Origin of the sequence: Methanosphaera sp. WGK6 (assembly GCF_001729965.1) — an archaeon.
Lineage (GTDB): Archaea > Methanobacteriota > Methanobacteria > Methanobacteriales > Methanobacteriaceae > Methanosphaera.
In genome coordinates this window covers 107,886-132,143 of the sequence record NZ_JRWK01000005.1, presented here as the reverse complement: position 1 = coordinate 132,143, position 24,258 = coordinate 107,886, and the positions used below count along the sequence as shown (strand labels likewise).

23 protein-coding genes and 1 tRNA gene are annotated in these 24,258 nt (G+C 28.4%); 9 read left to right on the top strand and 15 right to left on the bottom strand.

What is annotated here, in order from left to right:
* Positions 1–28 precede the first annotated feature (28 nt).
* Entirely contained in the window at positions 29–850 is an 822-nt protein-coding gene (locus NL43_RS04030; RefSeq protein ID WP_069592759.1) for a heavy metal-binding domain-containing protein, read from the bottom strand.
* A gap of 220 nt (positions 851–1,070) precedes the next feature.
* Here NL43_RS04030 and NL43_RS04025 point away from each other — a divergent pair, with 220 nt between their 5' ends.
* Together NL43_RS04025 and thiC (NL43_RS04020) are read left to right on the top strand one after the other, a co-directional pair.
* Complete coding sequence (locus tag NL43_RS04025) at positions 1,071–1,997, top strand: carbohydrate kinase family protein (protein WP_069592758.1); 927 nt, start codon at positions 1,071–1,073, stop codon at positions 1,995–1,997.
* Between the two features lie 403 nt (positions 1,998–2,400).
* On the top strand, positions 2,401–3,705 hold the full coding sequence (gene thiC / locus NL43_RS04020; RefSeq protein ID WP_069592757.1) for a phosphomethylpyrimidine synthase: 1,305 nt from the start codon (positions 2,401–2,403) through the stop codon (positions 3,703–3,705).
* 200 nt (positions 3,706–3,905) lie between these two features.
* Here the strand turns inward: thiC (NL43_RS04020) and NL43_RS04015 are convergent, their stop codons facing one another.
* Positions 3,906–4,559, bottom strand: coding sequence for a TrkA family potassium uptake protein (locus tag NL43_RS04015; RefSeq protein ID WP_069592756.1), 654 nt, complete (start codon positions 4,557–4,559; stop codon positions 3,906–3,908).
* Positions 4,560–4,909: 350 nt separating this feature from the next.
* On the opposite strand from NL43_RS04015, the gene lysS reads away from it, so the two are divergent.
* Positions 4,910–6,499, top strand: a complete 1,590-nt coding sequence (lysS, locus tag NL43_RS04010) for a lysine--tRNA ligase (RefSeq protein WP_069592755.1) — start codon at positions 4,910–4,912, stop codon at positions 6,497–6,499.
* Positions 6,500–6,522: 23 nt separating this feature from the next.
* Here lysS and NL43_RS04005 read toward each other — a convergent pair whose 3' ends face one another.
* Complete coding sequence (locus NL43_RS04005) at positions 6,523–7,401, bottom strand: LysR family transcriptional regulator (protein ID WP_069592754.1); 879 nt, start codon at positions 7,399–7,401, stop codon at positions 6,523–6,525.
* Positions 7,402–7,577: 176 nt separating this feature from the next.
* On the opposite strand from NL43_RS04005, the gene hxlB reads away from it, so the two are divergent.
* Positions 7,578–8,162 (top strand): 6-phospho-3-hexuloisomerase, encoded by a 585-nt coding sequence (gene hxlB / locus NL43_RS04000; protein WP_069592753.1) that lies wholly within the window; start codon positions 7,578–7,580, stop codon positions 8,160–8,162.
* A gap of 63 nt (positions 8,163–8,225) precedes the next feature.
* Here hxlB and NL43_RS03995 read toward each other — a convergent pair whose 3' ends face one another.
* The 6 genes from NL43_RS03995 to NL43_RS03970 are packed head-to-tail and all read right to left on the bottom strand — an operon-like array spanning position 8,226 to position 13,077.
* A complete protein-coding gene (locus tag NL43_RS03995; protein WP_069592752.1) occupies positions 8,226–8,510 on the bottom strand; it encodes a DUF2097 domain-containing protein in 285 nt (94 codons plus the stop codon).
* A gap of 8 nt (positions 8,511–8,518) precedes the next feature.
* Entirely contained in the window at positions 8,519–9,310 is a 792-nt protein-coding gene (locus tag NL43_RS03990; protein ID WP_069592751.1) for a formylmethanofuran dehydrogenase subunit C, read from the bottom strand.
* A 3-nt stretch (positions 9,311–9,313) separates the two neighbouring features.
* Positions 9,314–11,035: a formylmethanofuran dehydrogenase subunit A gene (locus tag NL43_RS03985; RefSeq protein ID WP_069592750.1), complete on the bottom strand. Its 1,722-nt coding sequence runs from the start codon at positions 11,033–11,035 to the stop codon at positions 9,314–9,316.
* A 1-nt stretch (position 11,036) separates the two neighbouring features.
* Complete coding sequence (locus NL43_RS03980; RefSeq protein WP_069592749.1) at positions 11,037–12,380, bottom strand: formylmethanofuran dehydrogenase subunit B; 1,344 nt, start codon at positions 12,378–12,380, stop codon at positions 11,037–11,039.
* A 4-nt stretch (positions 12,381–12,384) separates the two neighbouring features.
* Positions 12,385–12,843: a molybdopterin dinucleotide binding domain-containing protein gene (locus NL43_RS03975; RefSeq protein WP_069592748.1), complete on the bottom strand. Its 459-nt coding sequence runs from the start codon at positions 12,841–12,843 to the stop codon at positions 12,385–12,387.
* Positions 12,844–13,077, bottom strand: coding sequence for a ferredoxin family protein (locus NL43_RS03970; protein WP_069592747.1), 234 nt, complete (start codon positions 13,075–13,077; stop codon positions 12,844–12,846). It abuts the gene before it with no gap.
* 298 nt (positions 13,078–13,375) lie between these two features.
* Between NL43_RS03970 and NL43_RS03965 the strand changes: the two genes are divergently transcribed.
* Positions 13,376–14,467: a formate--phosphoribosylaminoimidazolecarboxamide ligase gene (locus NL43_RS03965; RefSeq protein WP_069592746.1), complete on the top strand. Its 1,092-nt coding sequence runs from the start codon at positions 13,376–13,378 to the stop codon at positions 14,465–14,467.
* Between the two features lie 121 nt (positions 14,468–14,588).
* Here NL43_RS03965 and NL43_RS03960 read toward each other — a convergent pair whose 3' ends face one another.
* The 6 genes from NL43_RS03960 to NL43_RS03935 form a co-directional block, all read right to left on the bottom strand.
* On the bottom strand, positions 14,589–14,777 hold the full coding sequence (locus NL43_RS03960; protein ID WP_069592745.1) for a 4Fe-4S binding protein: 189 nt from the start codon (positions 14,775–14,777) through the stop codon (positions 14,589–14,591).
* Positions 14,778–15,003: 226 nt separating this feature from the next.
* Complete coding sequence (locus NL43_RS03955; protein ID WP_069592744.1) at positions 15,004–16,671, bottom strand: DUF128 domain-containing protein; 1,668 nt, start codon at positions 16,669–16,671, stop codon at positions 15,004–15,006.
* Between the two features lie 169 nt (positions 16,672–16,840).
* On the bottom strand, positions 16,841–18,178 hold the full coding sequence (gene glnA, locus NL43_RS03950) for a type I glutamate--ammonia ligase (RefSeq protein ID WP_069592743.1): 1,338 nt from the start codon (positions 18,176–18,178) through the stop codon (positions 16,841–16,843).
* A gap of 281 nt (positions 18,179–18,459) precedes the next feature.
* Positions 18,460–19,014 carry a stage II sporulation protein M gene (locus NL43_RS03945; protein ID WP_069592742.1) on the bottom strand — a complete coding sequence of 185 codons (555 nt, stop codon included), beginning with the start codon at positions 19,012–19,014 and terminating at the stop codon, positions 18,460–18,462.
* A 143-nt stretch (positions 19,015–19,157) separates the two neighbouring features.
* Positions 19,158–19,892 carry a HesA/MoeB/ThiF family protein gene (locus tag NL43_RS03940; protein WP_069592741.1) on the bottom strand — a complete coding sequence of 245 codons (735 nt, stop codon included), beginning with the start codon at positions 19,890–19,892 and terminating at the stop codon, positions 19,158–19,160.
* Positions 19,893–20,106: 214 nt separating this feature from the next.
* Positions 20,107–20,215: transfer RNA gene (locus tag NL43_RS03935), tRNA-Met, on the bottom strand.
* Positions 20,216–20,325: 110 nt separating this feature from the next.
* Between NL43_RS03935 and NL43_RS03930 the strand changes: the two genes are divergently transcribed.
* The 4 genes from NL43_RS03930 (at position 20,326) to NL43_RS03915 (ending at position 24,253) form a co-directional block, all read left to right on the top strand.
* Entirely contained in the window at positions 20,326–21,174 is an 849-nt protein-coding gene (locus tag NL43_RS03930; protein WP_069592740.1) for a methanogenesis marker 8 protein, read from the top strand.
* Between the two features lie 40 nt (positions 21,175–21,214).
* On the top strand, positions 21,215–22,495 hold the full coding sequence (gene thiC / locus NL43_RS03925) for a phosphomethylpyrimidine synthase (protein ID WP_069592739.1): 1,281 nt from the start codon (positions 21,215–21,217) through the stop codon (positions 22,493–22,495).
* A 126-nt stretch (positions 22,496–22,621) separates the two neighbouring features.
* Entirely contained in the window at positions 22,622–22,792 is a 171-nt protein-coding gene (locus NL43_RS03920; RefSeq protein WP_069592738.1) for a preprotein translocase subunit Sec61beta, read from the top strand.
* 291 nt (positions 22,793–23,083) lie between these two features.
* Positions 23,084–24,253: a hypothetical protein gene (locus tag NL43_RS03915; RefSeq protein ID WP_069592737.1), complete on the top strand. Its 1,170-nt coding sequence runs from the start codon at positions 23,084–23,086 to the stop codon at positions 24,251–24,253.
* The last annotated feature ends 5 nt before the right edge of the window (positions 24,254–24,258 follow it).

The window sequence follows — 24,258 nt, the reverse complement described above, 5'->3', positions numbered from 1 at the left end:
CACATCTTATAATCACCATTATTTTTTTTTAATTTAAATATTTTTTATCAATAGTTACAGCTGTTCCATAAGCTGCAATTAACATATCTGGTGGAAGTTGCTGATTAAAATTAGTATATTCAATTTCTATGTCAATAATAGCATTAGCATTAATGGATAGGGCTTCTTTTTTTATTTCATTAATAATGTAATTTTTTGCTTTAATATAATCATTATGTTGTAATCTTCGTTTTTCATTTAATTTGGAACCGGCATATTTAACTAATTCACTAGGTTTATTATCAAATCGAATAACCTGTTCTGCATAAACTAAATTATGATATTCTTTTATTGGAATTTCGGGAGAATTATTTAAAACTAAAATATCTGAGCTGTTAACAGAATCAATCTCACTTATACATAATAATTGTGGTGCATTATTTTTATTTAATAATACTGCTATATAACCGCCAATTATTCCAAATAAATAGGTTATTCCAAGAAGTATTGCAATTAATATGTAGTTAATAGTTAATGGAATTGCGGCTTGTAACATGAAAAGGAGTCCACCTAGTGTGAAAATATTCCATGTAATTGGTTGTGCTGGAAAAAACCATCCAATGAAATTGGTTATTATAAATAATATGATAGCACTAATTGCACCTGATGACTTATTTGTTAATTTTCTTGAAATAAATGTTTCAATAAAACCTGCAATTATAGGTGCAATGAATATGTGGATATTAATTCCTATTATTGTTAAGTTTAAATGAATACATATTACTATTGTAATAAGTCCAACTAATGTTCCAGTAGTTATTGCAAATAAAAATTGTCCATTCTCTTTACTTAACATGTTTTTATTTATCATTACTAACAACTCACTATTATTATTTTAGTGCAATATTATTAAATAATTATGTATATTTTCAATTAAGATAATTGTATAAAGATAGTTAAACATAATATGATATAAAATTATGAATAATTTTTTTATAATGCAATCTATTAAATATTAATGATTATTTTATTTTTCATTGAAATATTAATCATTAAAAAATCCAATAAAATTAATATAAAGGAGAATAACAATGAAAAACGTGGATTTACTAGTATTAGGACATACGGCTTTTGATTATATCATGCAAGTCAAAGAATTTTCTAAAATAAATACATCTTCTATTGTTGAAGAAATGGAATGTTTAAATGGGGGGGCTGCAGGTAATGTTGCCGTAGTTGCAAATAAATTAGGATTAGATGTTGGACTTATATCTTGTATAGGAAAAGATTTTATAGGTAGTGAATATGAATCAGAATTAACTACTGCGGGAGTAGATATTTCTGAAATGATTATATCTGAAACAAAAAATACACCTACTGCATTTGTATTAACAAATACTGAAGATCAACAAATGTTTTATTTTTACTGGGGAGCTGCTGAAGAATATCAAAAAAGTGAAGTACCTAAAGCAGCTATTGATAATGCAAGAGCAGTACATTTAGCAACAGGTGATCCTCAATATAATATTAATGCGGGAAAATATGCATATAGTCAAAATAAATTAGTTTCATTTGATCCAGGACAGGACTTACATTTATACTCTACAAAAGATTTACAAGAAGTAATTGACAATTGTAATATATTATTTGGAAATGAACATGAGATAGAACATATACTTGATTTATTAGATAGTACTATAGATGAATTATTAGAAAATGGTCCTAATATGATTGTTCAAACTCTTGGTGAAAAAGGAAGTTTAATTTATGTTAAAGGAGAAGACTGTTTAGAAATTGAACCAGTACCAACAAAGGCATATGATCCAACAGGAGCAGGAGATTCATATCGTGCAGCTTTCTTAAGTTTATATTTACGTGATAATAATCTTGAAACTTGTGGACGTTTTGCAAGTACTGTGTCATCATATATAGTAGAAACACAAGGAACTCAGACAAACATACCTACAGCAGATCAAGCATTAGAAAAAATGAATAATCAATGGAATGATGAGTTATAAATAATTCTAGTTTTAAAATATACTAGATTTTTTTCTTTTTTTATTCATTTTTTTTTAATATTTTCATTAATTTTTAGATAATTTTTTCCTAATATTGTTTATAATAATACTTTTTAATGATTTATGTAATACTATTTTTTAAATTTTAGTTGAAAAATCTTGTTTTTTATTCATTTTTTTGTATAAATATATAATCTTTGCAATATATTCTATTAAAAAATTAAAATTTATTGTTATTTTGGAAGCATATCTTCTAAACATTTAAATACTCTATCAAACTTACTATTAACTAAGTCTAAAATGAATAGGATAATGAAATAATGGGTATGATTTATTGAAAAAATAACATCTAACCAGAAAGATTATTCAAGATTAGAAAAATAATAATATGGAGTAATATAAAATGACACAAATGCTCGAAGCAATGAGAGGAAACATTACAGAAGCTATGAAACAAGTAGCTGCAGATGAAAAATTAGACCCTGAATATATCAGAAAAATGGTTGCAAAAGGTTATATCGCAATACCAGACAACAACCAAAGAGAAACTGTTGCAGTAGGTATAGGTGAAAACTTAAGAACAAAAGTTAATGCAACAATTGGAACTTCCACAGATATCAATGATTTAGATATGGAATTAGAAAAAGCAAAAATTGCTGAAGAAGCAGGTGCAGATACACTTATGGAATTAAGTATCGGTGGAGACTTAGACAACATAAGAAGAACAGTATTAAAAAACACTAACAAACCTGTAGGAAGCGTACCTATCTACCAAACAGCAGTAGAATCCATTGAAAAAAATGGTTCTCCTATTTACATGGAAGAAGAAGATATGCTTAAAAACATCGAAAAACAAGCAAAAGATGGTATAGACTTCATGGCTATCCACTGTTCTGTAAACAGAGAAACTTTAAAAAGACTCAAAAGACAAGGAAGAAAAGGTGGATTAGTAAGTCGTGGAGGTTCATTCATATCCTCATGGATGGTAGCAAACGATGCAGAAAACCCATTATATGAAAGCTATGATCAAGTACTTGATATTGTAGAAGAATACGATGTATGTTTAAGTATGGCAAACGCAATGAGAGCAGGAGCACTCACAGACTCAACAGACCGTGCTCAAATACAAGAACTAATTGTATTAGGGGAATTAGTAGATAGAGCAAGAGAAAGAGGAGTTCAAACAATTGTAGAAGGACCAGGACACATACCTATCAATGAAATTGAAACAAACATCAACATTCAGAAAAAAATGTGTAAAAATGCACCATTCTACATGTTAGGTCCAATAGTAACCGATATTGCACCAGCATATGACCACATAGTATCAGCAATAGGAGCAGCACAATGTGCAAGATATGGAGCAAACTTCATATGTTACGTAACTCCTGCAGAACACTTAGCATTACCAGGACCAGAAGATGTAAGAGAAGGAGTAATTGCAACAAGAATTGGAGCTCATGCTGGAGACTTAGCTATTGACTTAGAAAGATTCGGAGAAGAAGACATAAAAATGGCTGATGCAAGAAAAGAACTCAACTGGGAAGCACAATATTCACATGCAATGTGGCCAGAAGATGCAAAAGCAATCAGAGATAAAAGACCACCTGAAGCAGACGACACATGTACAATGTGTGGTAACTACTGTGCAATTAAAATTGTAAACCAATGGTTAGATAAAGCTGACAAAGATGTTTTCGATAAATAAATAAGAGGAAAGTATTATACCAAAAAAGAATAATTAATTTATTCTTTTTTCATTACCACCATTCATTTTTAAATATCTACAAGAAAGAATAGGTTTTTACCTTTATTTGCCTATTCTTTTATTTAAAAAAAACTATTTCTAAAAAAATTATATTATTTAAAATTTATTTCTATAATATATGGATTTACTGAAAAATAAAATTAAGGTGCAAATAATTTAGTAACTTCTTGTACATAATCTGATTTTGCTAGAACAGATATTTTTTGATCTTCATGAAAAACAGTATCCTTTTGAGGTATTATTAATTCATTATCCTCATACACAGCACATACAATATATTTTTCAGTAGGACTATAATCAAGAACATTCTTACCAAACAAATCCTTATTTTCAATTTTCACTTCAAGAAGTTCTGTGGATCCTCTACCTAAAATAATTAAATCAGCAACTTTTGGACGAGTTATAATTCGTTCAAGATATGATGCTACAGTAGATTCAGGACTAACTGTCATATCAATACCAACTTTTTTAAAAGCAGACATATGATCTAAGTCATTTACTCTTGCAATAATTTTCTTAATATTATCATAATTTTGACTAAGAACTGATGTTAATAAATTAACAGTGTCATGTCCTGTTGCTGCAACAAATACATCCGCATCAACAATATCTGCATCTTCTAATACTTGTACTGATGTAGCATCACCCTGAATAACCATTGCATTTACTTGATCGGCTACTTCTTCTGATACAATGGGGTCATTTTCAATAATAGTAACATTCAATCCTTCTCTAACTAGTGATTGTGCAAGATTTAATCCAACTCTACCTGCTCCAACTATAATTACATACATATTTTTCCACCTTAATTAAGAAACTTATAAATTCAATCCCTATTTTTTATTTCAATTAATATTATATTTCATGTAACATAATTTAATACTTTTTTCTAAACTATATGATAATAATTATAAACCATAACTAATAAAATATAATAATATAAATGATTTTTCTACTTATAGAAACTATTATTTTTAGAATAAATACCATTTATAATTAATCAATAAAATCTAATTTTTAGGGAATTTTTTTATTAAAATTAGATGTAAATTATTTAATTTAGTAAATTAGTGGATTAATGGTTTATAAATGGTGTATTCTAAATTTTATTATTTATTCAATTTAAAGATTATTTGTGATGTATATGAGTAAACATTGGACTGAAAGAATAGCTGAAGAATTAAGTCAACAAGGAAGGGATGAATATATTGTAGGTAGTGGAACATCTATCTCAGGATCAGTACATATTGGAAACAGTTGTGATATATTCATAGCAAATGCAGTAAGTAAAGAATTAAGAAAATTAGGGGAAAATGCTAAGACTGTATGGATAGCTGATGATTATGACCCTCTAAGAAAGGTACCATACCCATTACCTGAAGATTACAGTGAATATCTAGGTCAACCATACTATGAAATTCCCTGTCCTGAAGGATGTTGTGATAATTTCGTAGAACATTTCCAAAAACCATTCATAAATGCATTAGATCAATTTGACATTGAAAATCTTGAAATTAAAAGTGGAGCTCAAATGTATAAAAATGGAGTTTATACAGAAGCTACAAAAATTGCACTTGAAAACACTGAAAGAATTAAAGAAATATTCAATGAATACCGTGAACATCCTCTAAGAGATGACTGGTTACCATATAATCCTATATGTTCAGAGTGTGGTCGTGTAAATACAACTGAAGCATATGATTTTGAAGAAACCACAATTAAATATAGATGTGAATGTGGACATGAAGGTGAAATGGATTATACAACAGGAAAAGGTAAACTAACCTGGAGAGTAGAATGGGCTGCAAGATGGAAAATATTAAACATAACTTGTGAACCATTTGGTAAAGACCATGCAGCAAGTGGTGGATCATATGATGTAAGTAAAATAATATCTGATGAAATATTTAATTATCCTGCACCATATCCAATACCATATGAATGGATTACACTTGATGGAGATGCAATGAGTAAATCTAAAGGAGTATTTTTCACACCAGAAGCATGGCTTAAAATAGGAAAACCAGAAACATTAAATTACTACATCTTCAGAAACAAACCATTAAAACCTAAAGATTTCACACCAAAAATGGGATTCCTTGATTTAATGGACCAATATGATAGAGTAGAAAGAATAGCTTATGGTGAAGAAGAAGCAAGTAATGATAAAGAAAAAGAAAAACTTACCAAAATATATCAAGTATCTCAAATTAATGAATTACCTGATGAAATGCCATTCCAACCACCATACAGGTTCTTAACAGTAGCATACCAAATAGCAAATGGAAAACCAGAAAAAATATATGAAATCCTAAAAAACAATCATCAATTACCGGATAGATTAGTTGATGTTACATATGACGAGTTATCTGACTTTGATAAAGAAACATATTTACAAAGATTAGAATATGTAAATAATTGGTTAGAAACATATGGACCTAAATTTGTTAAATTCCAAGTTATGAATAAAATGCCTCGTGTAGAAATAACTGAAGAACAAACAGAATTCTTACGTCAACTTGCAGATGTTTTAGAAAATGAAACATTTAATAATGATGTTGAATTCCACGATAGAATGTATGAAGTGTTAGAAGCTTTAGAATTAAAACCACAAAAAGCATTCCAAGCAATATATAAAACTATTATTGGTAAAAAACAAGGTCCTCGTGCAGCATCCTTTGTATTATCACTAGATAAAGACTTTGTAGTAAAAAGATTTAGATTAGAAGAATAAAATCTATTTCTTAACTCTTTTTTTTATAAATGTTCAAATCCATAATTAACAGTTACTTTTTGAGCATGATGTGATGCAATATTAAGAAAACTTTCAATAAAACTATTATTTTTAACATTCAATGCACTAATAATATGTTGTGTTTCTTTAGAAATTATATTATTAGTATGTTGTACAGTATATGCCATACTTTTATTTATGAATGTATATAAATTCTCATTTTGTTCAACAAGACGAATAGCTTCATGAAAAGAATTAACAACATAAACAATATTAAAATCTAAATCATAATTAGCAAGAGTGGTCCATGCAAGTCTTTGTGCAGAACCATCTACTTCCACAAAATTTAAACCATTTAAATCAGAAATACTGTTCAATCTAATTTCTTTGTTGGATAATAAAACTAAGTTGTCTCTTCCAAGAGGGGTTGGTTCAATATCATAAATATATGCTTGAACGGGGTCATCAAATCCTAAAATATCTATAAAACCATTATTAGCTAAATCAAAAGCGGTTTCGGTATCAGTTTCAATAATTTTTAAGTTATCCATTTGGTAGGCTTGAGCTAGTTGTCTGATAAATTCACATGAAATTGGTCCACCTGCAACTGTTATACTGTTTGTATAATCAGACAATCTATTTTCATAAGTTTCATATTCATCTAATAGTTTTAAAGCATATTTTGTTAAAGTAGTTCCAGTATTTGAAACAATAACTAATTTTTCAGAAAGTAAATCTTCTGCTTTAAGAACACGTCTATTTAATACAGGGTGTGATATATTTAGTTTCTTTGCTGCTTTTCGCTGTGATTTAGTTTTTTTTATTGCTTTTAGAGTATCAAATAATTTATAATCAAATAAATTTCCATTAATTTCCATACTTAATTTTTTATTTAAACTCATATTCCCACCCAACTAAATTTAGTTTTAATTATTTCTTATAATAGATTAGTAAAAACTAAATATAAATTTTAATATATTTTATATTAATTAATATTTTTTTATATTTTAAAATTTATTTAAAATATCTGTGAAAGTGTATAATTTTCAAAGTAATTTAAAATTTGTAGGGATTTCATATGATTTATGATGATGCATTAAGTGATATATTAGAAAATGTGACAAAAACAACTAAAGCAGTTAGTAATGAAGATGTTACTAAAATGACAGAAATGCTTGAAGAAGTGGATAATGTCTTTATTATGGGGTTAGGACGTTCTGGATTAGTAGCAAAGGCATTTGCAATGCGTTTAATGCACTTAGGATTAAGTGTTTATGTTGTAGGAGAGACCACAACACCAGCTATTAGAAAAAATGATTGTTTAATAGCAATATCTGGTTCTGGAGAAACAAGTTATATAATTAGTACAACTAGTATTGCTAAAGAAATTGGTTCTAAATTAATAGCAATAACTTCTTATCCAGATAGTACTCTTGCAAAAAAATCAGATATTGTACTTCAACTTAAAGGAAGAACAAAAATAGATTCAGAACCTGATTATAATAATCGTCAAATAAGTGGATTACACCAATCCTTATCTCCAATGGGAACTATATTTGAAATAAGTGCTTTAATCTTCTTAGATGCAGTTATTGCTCAAATGATGCAAGATCTTGGACAAACAGAAAAAGATCTCAAAGCAAGACATACTGTACTAGAATAATTATTTTTCAATAAAAAAAAAGATTCTTAGAAACTATTCTAAGAATTTATTACTATATTTTTTTTAGTCAACAATGGTTAAGATAAGTTCTTCATCATTATATGTATGACGAATTTCAACTACTTCTTTTATAATATTATTTATATTAATATCTACTGTCTGATTTAATAGTTGACCCTTTAATTGTATTGTGATAATAGTTTCATTATCTTCATGTGTTATGAATAATATTTTTCCAGGAATAAATACACGATTATATGATATTTCAAGTAATGCTTCTTCTCTAAAATATTTATCTATAAATGGTATGAGTTCATTTTCTTTTAAAGTTAATGATTTTGTATTCATAGTTTTGCCTAATTTTCTTTAATCCATAAATGACCTTTACCTTTTGCACCTACATCACCAGTATAATGTATGTAACTACCAATATGATATTTTCCATTTATTTCGGGGTTTTGGATTTTTTCTTCTTTAACAAATCCTTGAAGAATTTTACCTACATTACCCTTAATTACAATAGTGCCTTTTTTCATTTGACCTCCAGGCCATTGCGTAACGTCACCATCAATTTGAATATAGCCACCAACCATATGAATACCTGCTAGAATATCACAATTTCCTTTAACATATATTTCACCATTCATCATACAATCAGCTAATTGTTTACCTACATTTCCATGAATAATAATTTTACCACCAGACATACCTCTCCATTCACCCATATATGAGGAACCACAGAATTCTTTAACATTACCTTTAATTTCAAGTAAACCTCCCGTCATTTCACGTCCAGCATAGCTTTCAGCATCACCATTAACAATTATATGACCTCCAGACATTTGTGCACCTACATGTAAATCTACATCACTATTAACTATAATTCTACCTTTACTCATAAGGTTTCCAATATATTTAACTCTATGTAAATCACCATCAATGATAATTTCACAATCTTGTGCATCACTACATTCTCCATCTAGGTTTACTTGGAAGTATGTGGAGAGATGTTCTTGTTTATTTCCATGGAAAATGATTGTTTGCTCTATTTCTTCTTTATTTTTATTATATAATAACTCTGGAAGTACATTATCAAATTCAAGAGGTATTGTACTAAATTTTTTCATTAGTAATTTTATAGTTTTCATATTTTATTTCTCCACTTCAACATCAACTTGATAATTTGGTGTAATATAATGATTTGGAACACCATAATTTTCATATTTTATAGTATAATACTTATTAAATTCAGGCTTTATTCTTTGAATTAATGAATATTCTTTATTCTCCAGTCCTTTTACGTTACACCATACATGTTTACTGTTAACTAATTTTACAATTTCACCATCTTTTACTAGAATATCACCATCTTTAATAGTATACATACTATTTAATAGTTTTTTTTCAAGAACTTCTGAATTACTAAGACGAGTAGTGTCAAAGGAATCTACATCAATATCATACACTGAAATATCTGCCTTAGCACCAATACCAAGATGGCCTCTATCAGTTAAACCAAGTATTTTAGCAGGACTTGCTCTTGTAATAATAGCAATATCATTCCATGAATATTCTCTATCATAAGAACCAAGAGAAGTTCTACGTGTTGCCCAATTATGAACTTCATTATCCAACATATCATTTAATTTTTCATTACTCATAATCCATGATATTATCCGGGGATATCTGATAAATGGTGCTCCATTAGGTGAATCTGTTGTTAAGGCAAATTTCCATGGATCTTTTATACCTAAGAAAAATTCTAGTCCAACAGCCCATTGTAATGTACTTACTGGTGATTTTTTAGAATATATTGATGGAATTAATCCAGATGCTGTTTCTACTTCAATATCTTTATTAGCCCATTTAAGTCCTGTTAATCTATATAAATCATATTCCATAGGAGCATCAGCAGTCATTGTAGTAGTTTCATCAAATGTTAATTGACCAATATCACATGTTAAATGGTCATGTTTATTAATATAATCAATTAATTCAGGTGCACCTGAAGTTACATCTCTCCAACTACTTCCTTTATATGCATGGAATTGTATATGTGTACAGTGCATTATCTGATTTCTATCTACTTTTTTATTCTTCTTTATTTCTTTAACACAGTCAAATGTTTCAAGTGTGGTTTCATAATTTCCTGGATGTCCTAAATCATTTGTATGTACATGTACAGAGTGTGGAAGTCCTAATTTCTCATTTACCTTTGTCAATGAAGTAATTACTTCACGTCCTGTTACATTCCAGTGTGGTTCAGGATCATCAAGACCATCCACATTCTTTCCCCAACCCCATGCTTCACTACCACAAGGATTTACTATTTTTATTCCATAACCTTTAGCTAATTTTAACCATTTGGATATAAATACTGTTAAATCATCAATGTTATTTTCTTTAACATATTTAAGCATAAACCAATTATTTCCAAATAATGTTAAAGTAGGAATATCTAGGTTAGGTATACTATTTATTTCTTCATGTGCATGTTTTGCTTCAAGAGGAGGAACTGCAGCTTCAGTAACTGTCGTATAACCCATTTTAGTATAACGATATCCTGTTGTTGGACAAGTAGGTAGGGAGAATCCAGCTTCAAATCCATCTATTCCATTTTTAGAAGCAGGTTTTATACCTTTTCTTATATCTTCAGGTCTATAGAGTCTACCTACTGATAATTTGGGTCCAGCAATATGTGAATGTAAGTCAACACCACCAGGCATAACTAATTTTCCGGTTATATCAATTATTTTAGCATTAGAAGAAACTTCCTCAACAATTTTATCATCGTTTATTAATATATCTTTTTTTTCTCCGTTTACATTATTTACAGGATCAAATACAATTCCATTTTTTAAGATATATTCCATATTAATTATCTCCATTTGTTTCTTTTATTTGTAGTATTCTCCTGTATATTTCAGAGAGAATCCATTCATCAGAATGGCAGTTTTCCTGTTTATCTATTACTTTTTTCATATAAATTGGAATAGAATCCATACGATATGCAGTACCTTCTGTTTCTACTCCAACTCTTGTACTTGGAAGTACAATATCTGATAATTCAGTATATGGTCCCCAATGGGTATCAATTTGAACTGTAGGGATATTAGTTAAATGTTGTATAGAATAACCTGGGAATTGTACTCCAGGATCTGCAGATATTGCCATGAAAAAATCAGGTTCTCTTCTATTTAATAAATCTATTGTAGTAGTTTCTCCTACCATATATCTAGGATAACCTCTTGCAAAATCAACACCATAAGGGTAACCTGTTTCAGAAGTCATTGCTATGTTAAATCCATTCACATTAAAAAATCCTCTCATAGGTAACATAGACCATTTAGAATACTGATTCAAATCTTCAACTAATTGGATAAGAATGTCAATATTTCTCTGCTTAGCTAATGTCTGAGTAAGTCCTAAACCGAAGAATAAAGCACCATATTCAGCATTTTTCATGATTTCAATTAGTTCATATATTTTTTCTCTAGAAACACCAGCTACTTCCTCATCTTTTAGTTCATTACCTTTTAATATTGAACGTAATGCATTTAAAAAGGTATAATCTTCATTAATATTAAATTTAATCCATTCATCTGAAACTTTTGCAGTATTAGTGTATTTAGGGTCAATTGTTATGATTGTTCTATCTTCTCTACCATTTCGTCTAAAGAATCCTTCTGGAAATGCAGTATATCTTGATAAATGTCTTGGATGATCATCCATAGGATTAGTACCCATGTAAATTATAACATCAGCTCTATTTTTAACTTCACCTAATGTCATTACAGGATGACCTACATTTTGGAATGCTTGAATACTTGCTCCATGACATATTGTTGACTGATTATCCATAACTGATCCTGTAATTTCTGCAAGATTTATGCCTTGTTTTATTGCTTCGATTGATGTTTCACCCCAACCATACAGTATGGGTCTTGTACTTTTGGATAATAATTCTGCAGTTTTATCTAATGCTATTGTCCATGTTGTTTCTTCAAGTATACCTTCTGTATTTCTAATCATAGGGTTGAGTAATCTTTGATCTTCATCATTGATTATTTTACTTGCTCCTAATCTACAAGCATGTCTTACACCTACAATTTTCTTATCTTTTAAAAGATATGTAATATCATCACAGTTATTTCCACAATAAGAACAAGAACAGTTTTTTATTTCTTCATCATAATCAGTAATTGGTTTTTCAGTCATGGTATTACTCCATTTTTTTAAATATTGGTTTTTCACCTAAACTTTCTCTAAAATCATCATTTTTAGCATATTTTTTATAGGTTTTTCTCATTAAATCTGCAACTAGTAATACATTATTTTCTGTTTTTCTTATTTTTGCAGGTACTCCTTTAAATGTAGGTACATTGCAACAATATGTTTCAGGACTTATTATTATATTAGCCCATGGTCCTTTTGGTATGAATATCATTCCTTCGTGTGGTGCATCATGTGATTTATCCACAAATAATGTTACTTGTCCCCATTTTGATGTAACTTCTATTTTATCACATGGATTTAATGATAATTTTTTCATATCAATTGGATCCATAAATGCTACTGCTGTAGCTTGCATATATTCTTTTTTAAGTGTAGACCCTTTTTTTTCATAAAATGCTTGAATAATACTAGTGCCTGTATTTATTATAATGTCCATTTCTTTCATCTAATTATCTCCATAATATATTGCTTTTGTAGGACATATATCATTACATTTCATACATCTTGTACATTTTTCAGGATGGAATAATTTGATAATACCATTTTCTACTAACATTATCACTTCTGTTGTGTCTGGTCCATTTCCACCTATAACTTCGGGATATATTTCCTGATTAACGGGACAAACAATAACACAAGCTCCACAACCCAAACAATAATCTTGATTAACTTGTAACATTCAATATTATACTCCTTATATAGTTTTATCTAAAAGTAATCATTGAAAATAAAAATAATAAATTAATTTTTCGTATTTTAGTGTAATTCAAAAATTATATTTTATAATAAAGTTCAATTTTCAATCACATTTAAATACTTAATATATGTTTTAAACTATATTTTTTTTAATTAATAAAATTTTATTCAAATCATACAGTATATGTTTAAATTAGATAAGTATACCCATGAATATTATAATGAAGACTGACATATATTTAATTATTAATAAATAATCATGATAAATCAAGGTGAATATTATGGGAAACGTTAAAAAAGAAGATATTCTTTCAATTGTTGAAAAATATGATAAAGAAAATATAACTATTGCAACATTAGGTAGTCACACTGCTTTACATATTCTTAGAGGAGCAAAACAAGAAGGCTTTAGAACAGCTGTTGTATGTGAAAAAGGAAAAGATGTACCTTATAAAAGATTTGGTGTAGCTGATGAAGTTATATTTGTAGATGAATATAAAGATATTGTAAATGATGATATTCAAGAAAAACTTAAAGCAATGAATGCTATTGTAGTGCCTCATGGTTCTTTTGTAGCCTATGCTGGTTTAAGTAATGTTGAAGATAAATTCAATGTACCAATGTTTGGAAATCGTGATATTCTTAGATGGGAAGCAGAACGAGATAAAGAAAGAGAAATGATAACTAAATCTGGAATCAGAATGCCAATGAAATTTGATAAACCAGAAGATATTAATAAAGCAGTAATGGTTAAATTCCCTGGAGCAAGAGGTGGACAAGGATACTTTATATGTTCTAGTTATGATGAATTCCAAGAAAAAATAGCAGAAATGAAGGAAAGAAACTGGATTACTGAAGAAGATGTAAAAGATGCACATATTGAGGAATATGTTTGTGGAACCAACTTCTGTATACATTATTTTTACTCTGCTTTAAAAGATGAAGTTGAAGTACTTGGAATGGATAGTAGATATGAAACTAACATTGATGGAATAGTAAGAATTCCAGCACAAGATCAAATAGAAGCAAATTTAAGTCCATCATATGTTGTAAGTGGAAATCATCCTGTAGTAATAAGAGAATCATTACTACCTAAAGTATTTGAAAATGGAGATAGACTTGTAGAAACAGCTAAAGAATTGGTACAACCGGGTATGAATGGACCATTCTGTTTACAATGCTTAGTAAATGATGATAGAGAAATTGTTATATTTGAAATGAGTGCACGTATTGATGGTGGTACAAATACATTTATGAATGGATCAGCATATTCTTACATACAATTTGGTGAAGTAATGAGTATGGGTCGTAGAATCTCTCGTGAAATTAAAAATGCAATCAAAGAAGATAAACTTGATGTAATATTAACATAAAAATAATTTTTTTCATCTTTTTTTCTTTTTAAGTAATAATGTACTAGTTTTAATTTCTAAAAAGATTTTTTTGGAGTTTAAAAAAAATAAAAAGTATGTTTTTTTAAGTTCTCTATTTTTTTTATTTAGATAATGCTTCATTAGGACAATTCATTACACATAATCCACATTCAGTACATGCTTCTTCTATAATTACAGGACGTCCATTTATATTTTCAATAGCATCTAAATTACATACATCTATACATAATCCATTACCTGGACATGCATCTATTCCATTACATTTTTCCACATAAATTGTTACTACCACTATTAACACCACTTATTATTTATTTAATCATTATATTATTTTTTTTAGAATGAGTTTAATATAACTCGTTATGTATATTTATAAATATTATATGTTTTCTATTTTATTTTTAACAATATTTAAATCGATTTATTTTTAGGAAAACATAAATTATTTCATGATTTTGGATAATGCTTTTAAATACTTATTTATTTGATGTTTTATTTTTAAAAAAGAATAAAGAATATTATAGTTCTTCAAATGCATCAAATTTCATGATTTTTTCGATAGATTTAACTTCTACTGGAATATTTTTTTCTTTTATTGCAACTATTGGGTTAAGTCCACCTGATAAAACATATCCAAAATTATATTTTTCAATTTTAGCATTATAAGTATATTCATTTGGTTTACCTATGTTTAATACTTCAAGTCCTACTTCTTTTAATGAATTTAATGTATCAATTGTTTTATCTCGTGCAACGTAATGTACTGAATGTACACTTGCCATGATTTTACCGTCATCATTTAATGAACCATGTATATCATGCATACCTTTTTTAATGAAAATTTCATGAGGATCTACAGACGAACCTGTGTATGATATTAATTCAATAAAACGTCTGTTACTTCCATATATATCTAAAATTCCACTATAAACGGGGGTGGAATTAATTCCTTGTTTTGTTAAAACACCATCCATAGTTAAACTACATATAGTGGCAAGACCTACTTTATCTTCAGATGATTCTACAACTGAATATCTTTTTCCCATACAGTATTCTGGTTTGGATTTATATAATTCTTTCATAACTTCTATTGAATCATCAAGATCGTCTTTATGAACATAGGATATATTAGCAATAATATTTCCTTTTTCATTATTTATATCGTAATCTACTTTTGATATTAAATTAAATATTTTATTCAATATGAACGAAACTTTATTTTCCTTATTTTGAGTAGTTACCTTTTTCAAAGGTAAGTTCATTAAGTAATTAGGAGTAATCATGTTGTTATATTCATCATATCTATCTGCTAATTTAATATCTAAATCATAACCTTCTTCTTGAGCTGCACATAATGGAGCAACTCCTCCAATAATTGCAATACCTATCATACCTTCAGGTACTGGAATACCTAGTACTGATTCACCAGGTTTGCCCATATGAATTACTCCACATATACCAATTTTTTTCAGTGAATCAAGGAGTGTTATTACTTCATCTTTTTTTGCTTCAGGTACAACTCTGAAATTTGCAGGTATAATTCCTGTTCCATCATTAGCTACATCTAGTACTGATGTATTGTTATGATTGGTAAATGCTTCAAGAGGGGTTATGGATGTTTTTTCATAAGCAATTTGTTCAACAAAAGTTATAGGGGTGTAATCTTCAACTTTAAGTAATCCACCATATAATGGTTTACTAATAATTCCTTTTTGCTGCATTAATCCGTCAATAGTAGTACCACAAACTGTTTCAAAGTATGTTTTATCATTTCTTTCATAGATATTATAATGACTACTTACTGCTAATCCTGCTTCAAAAACATTATTTATAGTTTTAATTGCATCTAATTCATTTATAGATGAAATGTTCACAATAACTGATCCTTGTAGTGTAAGTGGATTCAATGTTACATTGAACATTTTTTCTTGTACTCGTGAAAAGGTAAAATCTACTTGGTCATAAATTAATCCTTTTTTTAATTCACTTATACCTTTCTTTGTTATTTGTCTTCCTTTATAACCTATTTTTTCAGTAAGTCCACGTTCATCTAAGATATGCATATGATAGCGTACAGCTCTTTCACCCAATGAATATCCTCGTTTTTCAAGTTCTTCTGAGATTACTTTAGCACCTAGAATTTCATTTTTTTCATATAAAATTCTTAAGATTTCCATCATTTTCATATCAGTTTCTTGTTTTACAGAAATAATATCTACCCTCCTGGCATTAGTTACTACATAATCTATTCTAAAAAAATATATTCTTCGTTAAAATTTTTTAAAATGAATAGTTTATTTAGTGGAACAGTGATTTTTTTTAAAAATAAATAAAAAATAAAAAATATTTTTTTATCTAAATATTTAAGTATTTATCAAGTTCATAGTCAAATACTCGTGTTCTATAATCATCCCATTCTGCTCTTTTGATGTTATAGAATTGGTTATATACATAATCACCTAATGCATTTTTAACTACTTCATCTTTTTCTAGTGAGTGGTATGCTTCCCATAGACTTGTTGGTAATGTGTCAATACCTTTTGCTGCTATTTCATCAGGAGTTAATGCAAATGCATTGAATTCTGTAGGTTCTCCTGGTTCTATTTTATTGTCCATTCCATCAAGTCCTGCTTCTAGTAGTACTGCAAATGCTAAATAAGGGTTACATGATGGATCTGCGGATCTACATTCAATTCTTGTACCTAATCCACGTGAAGCAGGAATTCTAAGTAGTGTGGATCTGTTTCTGAATCCATATGCTATGTAGCATGGTGCTTCATAGCCAGGTACTAAACGTTTGTATGAATTGATTGTTGGTGATAATATTGCAGATAATGCTTTTGAATGTTTTAATAATCCTCCTATGAAGTACATTGCTTCTTGGGATAGTTGTGTTTCTGTATCTGGGTCATAAAATATGTTTTTACCATCTTTGAATAGACTTTGGTTACAGTGCATTCCACTACCATTTATTCCGTAGAATGGTTTTGGCATGAAAGTTACTTTATATCCTAAATTATCCACTAATGCTTTGATTGTTTGTTTGAATGTGATTACCGCATCTGCTGTTTTTAATGCATCATCAAATCTAAAATCAATTTCTTGTTGTCCTGGTGCAACTTCGTGGTGGCTTACTTCAATATTGAAATTTAATTCTTCAAGTCCTAGTATTATTTCTTTTTTTATGTCAATTCCTTGGTCTAATGGTTCCACATCGAAGTATTCTGCAGTATCTGCTGGAATATAATTTCCATTTTCATCTTTGTCTATTAAGAAGAATTCTGGTTCTGGACCCATATTGAATTGGTATCCTCTGTCTTCTGCTATTTTCAATGATTTTTTGAGAACTCCTCTTGGATCTCCTTCAAATGGTGTTCCATCTGTGTGATATACATCACATATGAATCTACATGTTTTTTTATCATCAGGTCTCCATGGGAGTGTTGAAAATGTACTTAAATCTGGTTTTAATTCTAAGTCACTATCATTTATTCCTACAAATCCTGCGACTGAGGATCCATCAAATAATAATCCATTTTCTATGATTGATTCTAAGTCATCTGGTTTGTTTAATGATACTGTTAGACTTTTGGGAGTACCATGTATATCTACAAATTGGAATCTCATAAATTTAGAATCATATTCATCTACTTTTTTAATAACTTCATCTATTTTGTCATCTTGTGTTGACATAAAATTTTCACCTAATATGTGTTCATAATGTTTTTTTTCTTGTATAGAATACTATTATTATTATGTTTATTCTATGTGTAAATTATTTCTATAGGAAATCCATTTCCTTTATTTTAATTTTAATCGGAAGTATACTTTATAATTGTTCTTATGATTATTTATATATATAAATGTTTTGAAAAGTAGTTTTAGAAAATTAATTTAAATAATGAAAATAATTTAAAAAAAATATAAAAAAATTAAAAAATAATATTATTTTTATCTAAAAATATAAAAAATATCTAAATTATAGATAATATGGTTTCGGCTATAAAAGTTGTTAAATAAGTTTCTATAAATGCAGCTATAATTAACAATATGATTACAAGAATTACAGACATAATAATACTTTTAATTAAATTTAAAGACTGAATTAATTGTTTTTTAACAGTTAACTCTTTATAAAATATTCCTTTAATCATTCTAATTATTAATTTTGTTATAATAAGAGCAGTTGCAAAAGAAATAAACAACGCTGTAAACTCAAAAATTCCATGTGGGATAATATATAATAAATATACATCAAGTGAAGTAAAGGTACTAAGAGATCCAAGTACTGCACCATTAATCATTAATGTACATATGGAAAATACTGAGAAAAATATTCCTCCTATCATTATAAGAAGATTTGCTTGTAAATTATGTTGAAATAGTGATAAAAACTCAATAGTAGGTGTCTCTTCAATAAGGTTATTGATAATTTCTATTAAAAATGGTTTAAATGAGTCTACAAAAAGTACTCCTAATATTATTGAAATAATGAAGAGAACTATTGCTATTAGAACATATTTTTTCATAAAATGACAATATTTTCTTAAATATTCTCTAGAAAAGAATTCTTTCAAACTAAAATATGAAATAATAAACACCTCTTATTTTTTAAGATATATTATTATTAGTAATATAATCTTATTTAATTTTAGTTTAAAAAATAATATATTTAGAATTCAATTATTCTAAATGAGCTTATGTCAAAAATATCCCATAAAAGTATTTTTGGAGCTAAAACAATGTCATCTCGTTTTAATATATATTTAATTGTTTCATTAACTTCTAAGGCTCCAAAGATTGAAGGTGTAATTCCAAGTACTTGTGGTTTTTTAGTACTTATATTTAATAAATATTCTTTAGATTCGTCTAATGTTTTTCCATATGATTTTAATTTAAATAATTCTTCGTAGGATGGTGTTGTTGAATCAATTACTGTTAATTGACCTAATGTTTTTTCTACTGCACTATGAATGAATGCAATACCTTGTTTTTTAGCTTCTCTTGAAATCATTACTCTTGTGTATACATTATCAACTGCATCAATTAGCACTTCTGTTCCTTCAAGAACTTCTGCTATGTTGGATGGAGTTATTGTTAAATCATAGCCTATAATATTTAGATTTGGATTTATTTTTAACATTGCTTCTTTTGTTATTTCTACTTTTGATTTATTAATTGTGTCTAAGTTACTTCTTATTTGTCTGTTTAGGTTTGTTTTATCAAATACATCTTGATCTATGATTGTTATGTTTTCAAAACCGGTACGTACTAGTTGTTCTATGATTGTACCTCCAAGACCGCCGCATCCTAAAACAGTTACTGGTGTAGTTCTTAGTTTTTCTTGTTCTTCTGGAGTAAATACTTCTATTTGTCTTGAAATCATTTGATTGTATAATTCTATCATTTTAATTCCTTTCAATATTTATTCTTATACTATTTTTCTATTATTATATTTTAAAATAATACTATATAACAATTGTTATATCTTTTTTTATAAAAATAAATTATAACATTAATTAATAAATAAAATTCTACAAAATAAGACTAAAAAAATATATGAATGAAATGTACATTCGATACATTTTAAATTTTAACTTATACTATTATTTTAGTATAAGTGCCGGGGGCGGGATTCGAACCCGCGACCTCACGGTATCCCAGGAAAAAGTCAGAGCTCTGCTTAATACCCTATGAGCCGTGCGCTCTAACCAGCTGAGCCACCCCGGCGTGGCTGCTTATTAATACTATATCTATGAATTAATATATATACTTTATGATATATTTAAATAATATTCTACTAAATATATAATATATAAGTTATTGGATTATGTGATTTCATGGTAAAAGATAAACATGTGATTGAAGCTTTAGGAAAATCAAAAGTAACAATAGAAAATGGTAGAGTAACTCATGTAGAAATGCCTAATATAGAGTATTGTCCAATATTTGGAAAGTATCATAAAATAGATAAACTCACACCAGAATTTATCAAAAAAAATATACAATATAGAATTAATGACTTTGGAATGTGTACTAAACACAGAAAAGTTAAACTAGATGATATGCTAAGTGTAGGAATCTCTGAAATCTTAAGAAGTAATGTTAAATTAGGACATATTGATTGTGTAGTAGGGGCATGTGATGGAGTAGGTACTCTATTAATGACAAATCCTGATATAATACAAGGAGTAGGTGGAAGAGTATCTGGACTTATAAGTACATCACCAATTCCTGAAGTAATAGAAAAAGTAGGAAAAGAAAATGTGCTATTTCCTGAAACTGCAGATTTAAATCCTATAAAAGGAATAGACTTAGCAATAGAAAGAGGTTATAAAAACATAGCAATCACAATACTTGCAGGCTCATCCCTACAAAAAATAAGAGAACATACAATACCTTCAGATGTAAATATATATTTATTCATAGCACATACAACAGGCATCTCTTCAAAAGAAGCCCAAGATGCATTCAAATATGGAGATATAGTAACAGCATGTGCTTCAAAACATATTATATATTATGCTGAGAAATTACAAGCATATTATTATGGAAATTCAGTTTCAATATATGCTGCAAGTGAAAAAGGACATGAATTCCTAGATAATAGATTGCAAGATATTAATAAACCTTTAAGTATAAATAAATATCCACAAGACAAAAATCGCATGTCAAGACCATTAATATAACAATTATATAAAATAATAAAAATTAAAGGAAGTATTATTAGTGACACAATTAAGACAAGCAAAAAAAGGAATAATAACACCAGAAATGGAATATGTTGCAAAAAAAGAAGAAATAGATGTTGAAAAATTAAGAAAATACATAGCTTTAGGAAAAGTAGTTATACCAAAAAATAACACTATTGATACTCTTCCAACAGGTATAGGAAAAGATTTACATACTAAAATAAATGCAAATATAGGTTCCTCAACAGAAATGGAAGATATTAATACAGAACTAGAAAAATTAGATATACTAGTAAAATATGGTGCAGATGCAGTTATGGACTTAAGTACAGGGCCAAAACTACATGAAATCAGAAAAAAAATAAGAGAACGAACTAATATACCTCTAGGGACAGTACCTATATATGAAGCAGGAGTAGAAACAACTAAAACAGGTAAAGCTATAGTGGATATGGATGATGACACTATATTTAAAACAATAATAAATCAAGCAAAAGAAGGAATAGATTTCATAACAGTCCATTGTGGGATAAATCAAGATGCAATTGAAGCAGTAGGGGATTCAGAACGGATTATGGGTATAGTAAGTAGGGGTGGTGCATTAACAGCAGCATGGATTATGCATAATGAAAGAGAAAACCCATTATACAAGGAATTTGATTACTTATTAGAAATTTGTAGAGAATATGATGTAACACTATCCTTAGGGGATGGTTTAAGACCAGGATGTACTGATGATGCAACAGATATAGCACAAATAAGAGAATTAACAACTCTTGGAAGATTAGTTAAAAGATCTCGGGCAGCAGATGTACAAGTAATGGTTGAAGGACCCGGTCATGTTCCAATAACACAAGTTAAAGTAAACATGCAAATACAAAAAACAATATGTGATGATGCACCATTTTATGTTCTAGGACCACTAGTAACTGATATAGCACCAGGATATGATCATATTACTGCAGCAATAGGTGGAAGTATAGCTGGAGCAAGTGGTGCTGATTTCCTATGTTATGTTACTCCCGCAGAACACTTATGTATACCAAACAAAGAACATGTTAAACAAGGAGTAATAGCTTCTAAAATAGCAGCAGAAGTTTCAGATATAGCAAAACAAATACCAAGTGCACTTAAAAAAGAACATGAAATGGCAGTAGCAAGAGATAATTTTGACTGGGAAAAACAGTTTGAATTAGCAATTGATGGAGAAACGGCTAGAAAATATTATGAAAGTACAAAAACATCTGATGAAGAAATGTGCAGTATGTGTGGGGATTTCTGTGCAATAAAAATGGTTAAAAATCATGAGAAAAAATAACAATACATACTCAAAATCAAAATAATTTAATATAACTTAAAACATAATTTAAATTAATAAAATATTAACTTAATATCTATTTAAAAAAAGGGTTTTTAAAACTATTAGAATACAAGGAGGTAAATTATGGCACGTAAAAATGATAAAACACTACCGGCAAGTGGGGCTGGTATTGTAAGATACTTCAATGACGATACATCTGGAATCAAACTATCACCTAATCAAGTAGTAATAGCAACAATAATTATAGCATTAATTTGTATAGCTTTAAGATTTACTACAAGTGTAGGTTACTAACAACCTATTTCTTTTTTTCAACTATTCTTACTTTTCTTGAATAATCTTTATTATCTATAAAAAATATAATTATTAATAATGATAATTATTTAAAGAACTAATAAGTTCGCCTAATTTATTTTTATCAGGGAGAATAATAAAATTAATTACTAACAAAATAATATATAATTAATATATACTGAAAATTGATTTATTTTTAAAAAATTATGGATGTTTTATAAAATAAATATGATAAATCAATTATTTTTGGGATAATGGGAATCTAAAAAAAATAATAAGGAATGGATTATTATGAGTAATATAGAAGGAAATTTTAATGATAATACTCCAGAAGTAAACAAACCACACCATATTTCTGGAAAAAATCCAAGATCAGCTCAAGTTTTACATAATGTACAAGCAAAACCAAAATCACAAGATAAGGATATCGTAGTTACAAAAGTAACTGAAGAAGAAACAGAATACCAAACAAAAGCATCATATCTTATCCAAAAAAGTTCAATTAAACTTAAAAGAAGAGTAGCACCAGGATTGTCACAAATCATTATTAGAAAAAATGAGGAAGCAAGACAAAAAGCAGCTGAAGCTAAAGCAGCAGCTGAAACTAAAGCAAAAGAAGCTAAAGAAGCTGCAGAAGCTAAAATAGCTGAAGAAAAAGCAAAAGCAGCTGAAGCTAAAACAGCAGCTGAAGCTAAAATAGCTGAAGAAAAAGCTAAAGCTGAAGCTAAACTTGCAGCAGAAAAAGCTAAACGTGCTGAAGAAAAAGCAAAAGAAGATGAAGAAAAAGTCAAACTCGAAAAAGAAAAAATGGCTGAAGAACTAAAAGTTGCAGCAGAAAAAACAAGAGAAAAAGTAAAAGATGTAGCAGAAAAAGCAACTAAAAAAGTTGAAAAAGTTGTTGAAGACATTAAAAAATCTGCAGAAAAAACTACAAAAGCTGAACCTTCAAGCAATGGAAAATCTTTCACTCAAAGTCTCAGAGAACAAGGTTTAATTGCTTCCGATGTTGCTAAAGATGAACCTGTTTCTGAAACTCCAAAAGAAACACCTAAAGCTGCTCCTAAAAAAGAAGTTAAATCTGAACCGGTTAAAGTTAGTGCTTCAAATGATGGTAAATCCTTCACTCAAAGTCTCAGAGAACAAGGTTTAATTGCTTCTGATGTTGCTAAAGATGAACCTGTTTCTGAAACTCCAAAAGAAACACCTAAAGCTGCTCCTAAAAAAGAAGTTAAATCTGAACCAGTTAAAGCTAGTGCTTCAAATGATGGTAAATCCTTCACTCAAAGTCTCAGAGAACAAGGTTTAATTGCTTCTGATGTTGCAAGTGAAGAAAGTATTTCTGAAGCTCCTAAAAAAGCACCTAAAAAAGAAGCTCCAAAAGAAACCAAAGCTTCCAAAAAAGCTGAAAATGGTGAAGTAAAAACATTCATGGATTTAATAAGATCTGAAGGTTTATTATAAAATAA

What these genes read in the sequence shown, in the direction of transcription:
- NL43_RS03930 (WP_069592740.1), top strand. Translation starts at nt 20,326, where the DNA reads ATGGTAAAAGATAAACATGTGATTGAAGCTTTAGGAAAATCAAAAGTA.
- NL43_RS03920 (WP_069592738.1), top strand. Translation starts at nt 22,622, where the DNA reads ATGGCACGTAAAAATGATAAAACACTACCGGCAAGTGGGGCTGGTATT.
- NL43_RS04025 (WP_069592758.1), top strand. Translation starts at nt 1,071, where the DNA reads ATGAAAAACGTGGATTTACTAGTATTAGGACATACGGCTTTTGATTAT.
- NL43_RS03940 (WP_069592741.1), bottom strand. Translation starts at nt 19,892, where the DNA reads ATGATAGAATTATACAATCAAATGATTTCAAGACAAATAGAAGTATTT.
- NL43_RS04005 (WP_069592754.1), bottom strand. Translation starts at nt 7,401, where the DNA reads ATGAGTTTAAATAAAAAATTAAGTATGGAAATTAATGGAAATTTATTT.
- lysS (WP_069592755.1), top strand. Translation starts at nt 4,910, where the DNA reads ATGAGTAAACATTGGACTGAAAGAATAGCTGAAGAATTAAGTCAACAA.
- NL43_RS03945 (WP_069592742.1), bottom strand. Translation starts at nt 19,014, where the DNA reads ATGAAAAAATATGTTCTAATAGCAATAGTTCTCTTCATTATTTCAATA.
- NL43_RS03985 (WP_069592750.1), bottom strand. Translation starts at nt 11,035, where the DNA reads ATGGAATATATCTTAAAAAATGGAATTGTATTTGATCCTGTAAATAAT.
- NL43_RS03965 (WP_069592746.1), top strand. Translation starts at nt 13,376, where the DNA reads ATGGGAAACGTTAAAAAAGAAGATATTCTTTCAATTGTTGAAAAATAT.
- NL43_RS03980 (WP_069592749.1), bottom strand. Translation starts at nt 12,380, where the DNA reads ATGACTGAAAAACCAATTACTGATTATGATGAAGAAATAAAAAACTGT.
- NL43_RS03915 (WP_069592737.1), top strand. Translation starts at nt 23,084, where the DNA reads ATGAGTAATATAGAAGGAAATTTTAATGATAATACTCCAGAAGTAAAC.
- glnA (WP_069592743.1), bottom strand. Translation starts at nt 18,178, where the DNA reads ATGTCAACACAAGATGACAAAATAGATGAAGTTATTAAAAAAGTAGAT.
- NL43_RS03975 (WP_069592748.1), bottom strand. Translation starts at nt 12,843, where the DNA reads ATGAAAGAAATGGACATTATAATAAATACAGGCACTAGTATTATTCAA.
- NL43_RS04015 (WP_069592756.1), bottom strand. Translation starts at nt 4,559, where the DNA reads ATGTATGTAATTATAGTTGGAGCAGGTAGAGTTGGATTAAATCTTGCA.
- NL43_RS03970 (WP_069592747.1), bottom strand. Translation starts at nt 13,077, where the DNA reads ATGTTACAAGTTAATCAAGATTATTGTTTGGGTTGTGGAGCTTGTGTT.
- NL43_RS04030 (WP_069592759.1), bottom strand. Translation starts at nt 850, where the DNA reads ATGATAAATAAAAACATGTTAAGTAAAGAGAATGGACAATTTTTATTT.
- thiC (WP_069592757.1), top strand. Translation starts at nt 2,401, where the DNA reads ATGACACAAATGCTCGAAGCAATGAGAGGAAACATTACAGAAGCTATG.
- hxlB (WP_069592753.1), top strand. Translation starts at nt 7,578, where the DNA reads ATGATTTATGATGATGCATTAAGTGATATATTAGAAAATGTGACAAAA.
- NL43_RS03995 (WP_069592752.1), bottom strand. Translation starts at nt 8,510, where the DNA reads ATGAATACAAAATCATTAACTTTAAAAGAAAATGAACTCATACCATTT.
- NL43_RS03990 (WP_069592751.1), bottom strand. Translation starts at nt 9,310, where the DNA reads ATGAAAACTATAAAATTACTAATGAAAAAATTTAGTACAATACCTCTT.
- NL43_RS03955 (WP_069592744.1), bottom strand. Translation starts at nt 16,671, where the DNA reads ATGAAAATGATGGAAATCTTAAGAATTTTATATGAAAAAAATGAAATT.